Origin of the sequence: Enterobacter sp. K16B (assembly GCF_020216105.1) — a bacterium.
GTDB classification, from domain to species: Bacteria; Pseudomonadota; Gammaproteobacteria; order Enterobacterales; family Enterobacteriaceae; genus Enterobacter; species Enterobacter sichuanensis.
The window spans coordinates 1-7508 of the sequence record NZ_JAIWJZ010000164.1; the positions used below are offsets into that span (position 1 = coordinate 1).

At 55.4% G+C, this 7508-nt stretch carries 9 protein-coding genes; 3 read left to right on the forward strand and 6 right to left on the reverse strand.

Annotated features, from left to right (window positions below; genetic code table 11):
- Positions 1-314 (forward strand): 5'-3' exonuclease H3TH domain-containing protein (locus tag LDK53_RS21845; RefSeq protein ID WP_318527758.1); only part of this gene is annotated, 314 nt, incomplete at its 5' end.
- A 101-nt stretch (positions 315-415) separates the two neighbouring features.
- Here LDK53_RS21845 and rlmM read toward each other — a convergent pair.
- The 4 genes from rlmM to LDK53_RS21865 all read right to left on the reverse strand — a co-directional run bounded on the left by rlmM (position 416) and on the right by LDK53_RS21865 (position 3438).
- A complete protein-coding gene (gene rlmM, locus LDK53_RS21850; protein WP_025757041.1) occupies positions 416-1516 on the reverse strand; it encodes a 23S rRNA (cytidine(2498)-2'-O)-methyltransferase RlmM in 1101 nt (366 codons plus the stop codon).
- Entirely contained in the window at positions 1509-1904 is a 396-nt protein-coding gene (locus LDK53_RS21855) for a DUF423 domain-containing protein (RefSeq protein ID WP_008499646.1), read from the reverse strand. The genes rlmM and LDK53_RS21855 overlap by 8 nt, the downstream gene beginning before the upstream one ends.
- Before the next feature lie 39 nt (positions 1905-1943).
- On the reverse strand, positions 1944-2861 hold the full coding sequence (gene gcvA, locus LDK53_RS21860; protein ID WP_008499647.1) for a glycine cleavage system transcriptional regulator GcvA: 918 nt from the start codon (positions 2859-2861) through the stop codon (positions 1944-1946).
- 349 nt (positions 2862-3210) lie between these two features.
- Positions 3211-3438, reverse strand: a complete 228-nt coding sequence (locus LDK53_RS21865) for a YgdI/YgdR family lipoprotein (RefSeq protein WP_008499648.1) — start codon at positions 3436-3438, stop codon at positions 3211-3213.
- 192 nt (positions 3439-3630) lie between these two features.
- Here LDK53_RS21865 and csdA point away from each other — a divergent pair, with 192 nt between their 5' ends.
- Both csdA and csdE read left to right on the forward strand, forming a co-directional pair.
- The gene (gene csdA, locus LDK53_RS21870; protein WP_045286496.1) at positions 3631-4836 is read left to right on the forward strand and encodes a cysteine desulfurase CsdA; all 1206 of its coding nucleotides are present in this window, start codon (positions 3631-3633) and stop codon (positions 4834-4836) included.
- The gene (gene csdE / locus LDK53_RS21875) at positions 4836-5282 is read left to right on the forward strand and encodes a cysteine desulfurase sulfur acceptor subunit CsdE (RefSeq protein WP_225288061.1); all 447 of its coding nucleotides are present in this window, start codon (positions 4836-4838) and stop codon (positions 5280-5282) included. Before csdA ends, csdE begins: the two co-directional genes overlap by 1 nt.
- Here the strand turns inward: csdE and tcdA are convergent.
- Together tcdA and mltA are read right to left on the reverse strand one after the other, a co-directional pair.
- A complete protein-coding gene (gene tcdA / locus LDK53_RS21880; protein WP_008499651.1) occupies positions 5273-6079 on the reverse strand; it encodes a tRNA cyclic N6-threonylcarbamoyladenosine(37) synthase TcdA in 807 nt (268 codons plus the stop codon). The two genes, csdE and tcdA, sit on opposite strands and share 10 nt — an antisense overlap.
- 76 nt (positions 6080-6155) lie before the next feature.
- Positions 6156-7253: a murein transglycosylase A gene (gene mltA, locus LDK53_RS21885; RefSeq protein ID WP_047959387.1), complete on the reverse strand. Its 1098-nt coding sequence runs from the start codon at positions 7251-7253 to the stop codon at positions 6156-6158.
- Between the last annotated feature and the right edge of the window lie 255 nt (positions 7254-7508).

Below are 7508 nucleotides of genomic sequence, written 5' to 3' on the forward strand. Positions count from 1 at the left end.
GGCTCGACGCCCCGTTTATTGCCGGTGAATTTGGCGTCTCGCCAGAACAGTTGCCTGACTACTGGGGTCTGGCAGGGATCAGCAGTTCTAAGGTGCCAGGCGTTGCCGGTATTGGCCCCAAAAGTGCCGCCCAACTGCTGACGGATTTTCAGAGTCTGGAGGGGATATACGGCCGGCTGGATGAGGTCCCGGAAAAATGGCGCAAGAAGCTGGAAGCGCACAAAGAGATGGCGTTTATCTGCCGGGAGGTGGCAACGCTACAGACGGATTTGCAGCTGGACGGGAATTTGCAGCAGTTGAGGTTAGAGCGTTAACGCCCCCTCACCCTAACCCTCTCCCCATAGGGGAGAGGGGATCGCTCGGTGCTGTCTTTTCTCCCTCGCCCCTTTGGGGAGAGGGCCGGGGTGAGGGGGAACTACCGCTCGTCGCGACGCCCGCCCACAGCCGCCCACCAGCGACGAATATGCACCGTCACCTCTTCACGGTCGTGATACAGCTGACGCGCCTGGATTTCCACGTTAATGCCGTGTTCATCCAGCTGTTCCTGGATATAGGCCAGGTTTTGCGACACCTCTTCGTAGCGCTTTTTCATCGGCAACTTGAGGTTGAAAATCGTCTCGCGACACCAGCCGTTCACCAGCCAGGAGGCCATCAGCGCGGCCACTTTTGCTGGTTTCTCAACCATGTCGCACACCATCCAGGAGATGTTGTTACGGGTCGGGCGATAGCGGAAGCCGTCTTCACGCAGCCAGGTAACCTGTCCGGTATCCATCAGGCTTTGCGCCATCGGGCCGTTATCGACAGAAGAGACCCACATATTGCGTTTCACCAGCTGATAGGTCCAGCCACCCGGGCATGCGCCAAGATCGACGGCGTACATACCGTTTGCCAGACGCTCATCCCACTCATCCGCCGGAATAAAGACATGGAACGCCTCTTCCAGTTTCAGGGTGGATCGGCTTGGCGCATCGGCAGGGAACTTAAGGCGCGGGATCCCCATAAAGAACGGGGAGTTATTGTTGGTGTAGGAGTAACCTGTATAGCAGCAGCCCGGCGCAATAAAGAAGATATGCACCACCGGGCGCTTCGGCGTTTCGTAGTTCGTCAGCACACCCGCATCGCGCAGTGCCGCGCGCAGCGGCACGGTAAATTTGCGGCAGAACTTCATCAGCTCTTTGCTTTCGTTGGTATCCGCGACTTCAACGCGCAGCTCGCCCCCCTTCTCCACCACGCCCTGCAGCATGCCGACAATCGGCGTGATGCGGTCTTCCGGCGGAAGATCTTTGAGCAACTCACCCGCAACAAACATCTGGCGAGCGAAGATCAATGAGCTGAACGGCAGCTCGCGCGCCAGCTTATCGGCATCTTCAGGCTGATAGCATTCGAATACCACATACCCCGCGTTCTCTTTCACGCGGGCAAAGCCGAAGACGTCGCGCTTCGCCGCTTTATCGGTAATTTCCGCGGCGCACTCTTTCTCAAACCCCGGGCGACAATATAAAACAACCTTATTCATGAACAACGCCCTTGCGTTTCAGACGGATAGCTCCGATAAACATTAATACCCACCCCGCCAGGAAGCTGACGCCGCCGACAGGTGTAACAAACGCCCACAGGCGTAAATGCGAAAGTGCCAGACAGTAAAGGCTGCCGCTGAAAAGCACCGTACCCAGCGCCAGGAAGACGCTGCTCCAGTAAAACCAGATGCTGATACGGCGCTGCATCGCCACCGCCAGCCCAAAAATCGCCAGCGTATGGAACGCCTGATATTCAAGGCCGGTCTGGATCCAGCCCATCTCCACTGCGCCCAACGACTTGCTTAATACGTGTGCGCCAAAAGCGCCCAGTGCAACAAAAATAAAGCCACTCACCGCGGCAAAAATCAGCATGAATCGGCTGGTCATGTTTAAGTCCTGAATTGATGCGTGCCCGGCACACAAACGTTATTGTTCATACCTGAAGCGGAATTTTTCTTGCTCACTTGCCGCTTTCGCCAGTATCCACTGCCGGAAGGCGGCTATTTTACCCAGTTCTGCCTGACTGTCATGACAAACCAGATAAAACGCATTCTTGCTGACCAGTACATCATTAAAAGGACAAACCAGGCGGCCTGCCTCAATTTCGGACTGCGCCATGACGTTGTTCGCTAACGCCACGCCCTGCCCGTGAATGGCAGCCTGTAACACCATCGCGCTGTGGCTAAAAATGGGTCCCTGCTGCACGTTTATATGAGTAAGACCTAATTGACGGGTATAAGTTTGCCAGTCCCGGCGAGAAGCATCGTGCAAAAGCGTATGCTGAGCCAGGTCAGCGGGTGACTTCAGCGCCTTGTCGCCCGTTAACAGCAAGGGAGAACAGACCGGCAGGAGATATTCTGCGTATAATTTCTCGACACGCAAGCCCGGCCAGTTACCGCGCCCATAAAAAATGGCAACGTCTACATCATCGGCCAGTTTGTCTTCCTGACGATCTACCGCCTGGATTCGAACGTCGATCCCCGGATAAGCTGAGTTAAAGCTTGAGAGTCTGGGCACCAACCATTGAATGGCAAAACTGGGCAATAAACTGACAGTCAGGGCACCTTTTGCACTACGCGCCTGAAGCTTACGCGTGGCTTCCGTAAGCTGGGAAAAAATCTCTTTAATATCCTGAAAATAGCTCTGCCCCTCTTCGGTCAACAGCAGCGAACGGTTGCGTCGACGAAACAGCTTAAGGCCCAGAAAATCCTCCAGAGACTTGATTTGGTGACTTACTGCGGCCTGTGTCACAAAAAGCTCATCTGCTGCGCGGGTGAAGCTCAGGTGACGTGCTGCTGCATCAAAAACACGTAATGCATTGAGGGGTGGCAATCGCTTTGACATGGTTATCTGGCTTAGATGTTAACGGATTTTAACAAACAGGAAACAACGTTTAACCTATTAGTTTTTTTTATCTGAGCCATTATAATTTGTCCGTTGAGGAACTACCAGCAAATACCTATAGTGGCGGCACTTCCTGAGCCGGAACGAAGAGCTTTTTTCGGAATGCGTGTTCTGAAGGGCTTTTGGCTTACGGTTGTGATGTTGTGTTGTTGTGTTTGCAATTGGTCTGCGATTCAGACCACGGTAGCAACGCTACCAATTTTTCACTTCCTGTACATTTACCCTGTCTGTCCATAGTGATTAATGTAGCACCGCCAACTTGCGGTGCTTTTTTTTCGCCTGCGATCGGTTAATGCTCGATCTCTTTCATCTCTTTCACGTCCGTGCGGTTGATCTGCTGCTTGTTCCCGTTAGCATCTTTGTATGAAATCATCCCGGTATCGTTATCGGTTGTCGGTTTCCCTTCCGAAACAATGGAACGACCATCATTGGTGTGCATCACGTAGTTATTACCGGAACAGGCGCTCAGGGCAAAAGTAAACGCACAGGCAGAGATGATTGCAGCTGTCTTATTCATGATTATTCTCCTTTAGCAATTAATGCTATTCAAACCTCGATTTATAACAGGCTAAAACATCCGCCTAACACTATTTAGCATAACCTGCTTTTTGAGGGCCATCCGGATAAGCAGACAATTCTGATAGATATCAACCTCCTTGCCCTGCCGCAGAAATTGCGCGACGATCGCAGTATTGAAATGAGGAATCCCATGAACGCTTTCAGCCCTGCGCAGTTCCGCGCCCAGTTCCCGGCGCTGGCCGATGCTGGTATTTATCTAGATAGCGCCGCCACCGCCCTTAAGCCACAAGCGGTGATTGAGGCGACGCAGCAGTTCTACAGCCTGAGTGCCGGCAATGTGCATCGCAGCCAGTTTGCCGAAGCGCAGCGGTTAACCGCGCGCTATGAAGCCGCGCGCGATCAGGTCGCACACCTGATTAATGCCGAAAGCGGGAAAAACATCGTCTGGACGCGCGGCACAACCGAAGCCATCAATATGGTGGCCCAGTGCTACGCGCGCCCGCTGCTTCAGCCGGGCGATGAGATTATCGTCAGTGAGGCGGAGCATCACGCCAACCTGGTACCGTGGCTGATGGTCGCCGGTCAAACGGGTGCACGCGTGGTAAAACTCCCGCTGGGTTCAGATCTTCTGCCCGACGTGGCACGCCTGGCTGAGTTTATCACTCCCCGCAGCCGCATTCTGGCGCTTGGACAGATGTCAAACGTCACCGGCGGATGCCCTGACCTGGCGCAGGCGATTCGCATCGCGCATGCCAGCGGCATGGTCGTGATGGTCGACGGCGCGCAGGGCGTGGTGCATTTCCCCGCCGATGTGCAGGCGCTGGATATCGACTTCTATGCCTTCTCAGGACATAAGCTCTACGGGCCAACCGGTATAGGGGTGTTGTACGGTAAGCCAGAGCTGCTGGCAAAAATGACGCCGTGGCTCGGTGGCGGCAAGATGATTACGGAAGTGACCTTCGAGGGCTTTAACACGCAGGAGGTCCCTTACCGCCTGGAAGCGGGTACACCAAACGTGGCGGGCGTCATTGGCCTGAGCGCCGCACTCGAGTGGCTCGCTGAAACCGACATTGTTCAGGCTGAAAGCTGGAGCCGGGGACTGGCGACGCTGGCAGAGGAAGAACTCAAAAAGCGCCCGGGTTTCCGCTCGTTCCGCGTGCAGGACTCGAGCCTGCTCGCCTTTGATTTCGCGGGCGTACACCATAGCGACATGGTGACGCTGCTGGCCGGGTATGGCATTGCCCTGCGTGCCGGGCAGCACTGCGCCCAGCCGCTTCTGGCGGCGCTTGGCGTAAGCGGTACGCTGCGCGCCTCGTTTGCGCCGTATAATACGCAAAGCGACGTCGACGCGCTGGTTGCCGCCGTCGACCGCGCCCTTGAAATACTGGTGGATTAATGACTCGCGCAGATTTAGCCGGACATCCGTTTGGCACCGTCATCACAGAAGAGACGTTAAAGCAGACCTTCGCCCCGCTTTCACAGTGGGAGGATAAATATCGCCAGCTGATCCTGCTCGGTAAGCAATTACCGACCCTCTCTGACGACCTGAAAGAGCAGGCAAAAGAGATCGCAGGCTGTGAGAATCGCGTCTGGCTGGGCGTGAGCGTCTCCAGCGGGAAGCTGCATTTCTTTGGCGACAGCGAAGGACGTATCGTACGCGGGCTGCTGGCGGTACTGTTAACCGCCATCGAGGGAAAAAGCGCGGCGGAGCTGTTGACGCACTCTCCGCTGGCGCTCTTTGATGAACTGGGACTGCGAGCACAGCTTAGCGCCTCGCGCGGTCAGGGTCTTATCGCGCTGAGCGAAGCCGTGCAGGATGCCGCGCGTCAGGTTCAGGCCTGACGTTCCGCCTTCGCCATCATCTTCTTCAGGGCGTGAGACACCGCCACAAAGCCAAAGGAGGCGGTCACCATGGTGGCCGCGCCAAAACCTGAGGCGCAATCCATCCGTTTTGGCCCTTCCGCCGTGCTTTTCATCGCGCAGACTGAGCCGTCCGCCTGCGGGTAAACCAGCGCTTCCGTCGAAAATACGCAGTCAACGCCCAGCTTGCCCTTGCTGTTCTTCACCACGTTGAAGTCGCTCTTCAGCCGTTCACGCAATTTGGCGGCCAGCGGATCCTGAATGGTTTTCGCCAGATCGGCCACCTGAATCTGCGTCGGATCGATTTGCCCGCCCGCGCCGCCGGTCGTCACCAGGGGAACCTTGTAACGACGACAGTAGGCGATCAGCGCCGCTTTTGGACGCACGCTGTCGATGGCGTCAATCACATAGCTGTAGCCTTTACTCATGTATTCAGCGACGTTATCTGCCGTCACAAAATCATCAATCACCGTTACCCGACATTCCGGGTTGATCAGGCGGATACGTTCTGCCATGACCTCCGATTTTGCCAGACCGACGCTATCACGCAGGGCATGGATTTGACGGTTGGTGTTGGTAACGCATACGTCATCCATATCAATCAGCGTGATTGCGCCAATACCGGTTCTCGCCAGCGCTTCTGCTGCCCACGAGCCCACACCACCAATGCCCACGACGCAGACGTGCGCATCCGCAAACAGCTGCAGGGCTTTTTCACCATAGAGACGTGCCGTACCGCCAAAACGCTGGCGCCAGGCATCGCTGATTACCACAGACATAAAACCTCAGATGTAAAAAGGGTGAGGTTTTTCCTCACCCTGAACAGTAATCCGTATTCCGCTCAGAATACCACAATCAGCCGCTGAATACGTTTCCGGCGCCAGGTGCGGCCTTCAGTACCCATACGCGCCCGTAATGGTTATACCAGCCTGCACGGTGGCCGGCATCCGGGCCAATGCCCTGATAGATATCGAAGTGCTGGCCTTTAATCGCCCCGCCGACATCCAGCGCTACCATCAGACGCAGCTCATACTGCCCGTTGAATTTGCCATTGTTGTCCAGCAGCGGGACTTCCGCCAGCAGCGTGGTGCCCGCAGGAATAATAGAACGATCCGATGCCACCGACGCCCGGCCAATCAGCGGGACGGCGCTCGCCCCTTTCACCGGAGCAAAGTTCTGCGGTTTGAAGAAGACAAACGACGGGTTCTGCTCCAGCAGCTCACGCACTTCGGCTTCACTGTGTTTTTCGCCCCACTCGCGGATCGCCTGCATCGACATGTCTTCTTTCTTCACTTCGCCGCGGTCGATCAGCACCTTACCGATACTGCGATAGGCGTGGCCGTTTTTGCCGGAATAGCTGAAGAAGTTAAGCGGCGAACCATCGCCAAAATCAATATAGCCGCTGCCCTGAACGTCCATGATGAAGTTGTCCATCAGGGAGTTGCTATAGGCCAGAACGTAGTTTTCGCTCAGCGCACCGGCGTAAATCTCAGCGCGCGACGGCAGACGTCCTCGTTTTGGCGGCATACGATAAATAGGATACTGGAACTCACCCTGGCGCGTGTGTCGCGCCTGAATCACAGGCGTGTAATACCCGGTGAACTGGACGTTGCCGTAGTTATCCGCCCCTTCCATCTGCCAGGCATCGATACCAAACTGGCGCATATTGCGTGTATCACCACCTGCACGCAGCCAGTCCTGGACCGCGTTATACACGCTGCTCTGGGCGCCATACAGACGCGGCGACGCGTTGCGGATCTGGTAAACCTGCTCAGAAAAATCGCCGGCGTTAATCGGTGCGCCAACGGCATCAGGTTGATTAACTAACGAGAAAGGCTGGGATAACTTCCCGTCTTTATACTGTTGACCGCGATCGGTCGGTTTAGAAGAGCAGGCGGCAAGAATGGCTACCATTGCGCCCGTCATCAGATACTTCGCCCAACGTCCTTTCATTATATCTCGTCTTTAAGTTGCCCATTTCCGCGTGATGAAGATAACAAACCGCCAGGGCTAATGAAATGCGATCGCATGCCCTTTGGCAAATTCTGAGCAAAAAATAGTCCAAATGTCGCAACACCGTTCAATTTACATACAAAGTTAATGATTTATGTAAAAAAGGGGTTGCATCACAAACCTATCCGAGTATAGTGCGCATCCACGGACGCGGGGTGGAGCAGCCTGGTAGCTCGTCGGGCTCATAACCCGAAG

Coding starts and splice junctions, on each gene's coding strand:
- rlmM (WP_025757041.1), bottom strand. CDS start 1,516: ATGAATAAGGTTGTTTTATATTGTCGCCCGGGGTTTGAGAAAGAGTGC.
- LDK53_RS21855 (WP_008499646.1), bottom strand. CDS start 1,904: ATGACCAGCCGATTCATGCTGATTTTTGCCGCGGTGAGTGGCTTTATT.
- gcvA (WP_008499647.1), bottom strand. CDS start 2,861: ATGTCAAAGCGATTGCCACCCCTCAATGCATTACGTGTTTTTGATGCA.
- LDK53_RS21865 (WP_008499648.1), bottom strand. CDS start 3,438: ATGAATAAGACAGCTGCAATCATCTCTGCCTGTGCGTTTACTTTTGCC.
- csdA (WP_045286496.1), top strand. CDS start 3,631: ATGAACGCTTTCAGCCCTGCGCAGTTCCGCGCCCAGTTCCCGGCGCTG.
- csdE (WP_225288061.1), top strand. CDS start 4,836: ATGACTCGCGCAGATTTAGCCGGACATCCGTTTGGCACCGTCATCACA.
- tcdA (WP_008499651.1), bottom strand. CDS start 6,079: ATGTCTGTGGTAATCAGCGATGCCTGGCGCCAGCGTTTTGGCGGTACG.
- mltA (WP_047959387.1), bottom strand. CDS start 7,253: ATGAAAGGACGTTGGGCGAAGTATCTGATGACGGGCGCAATGGTAGCC.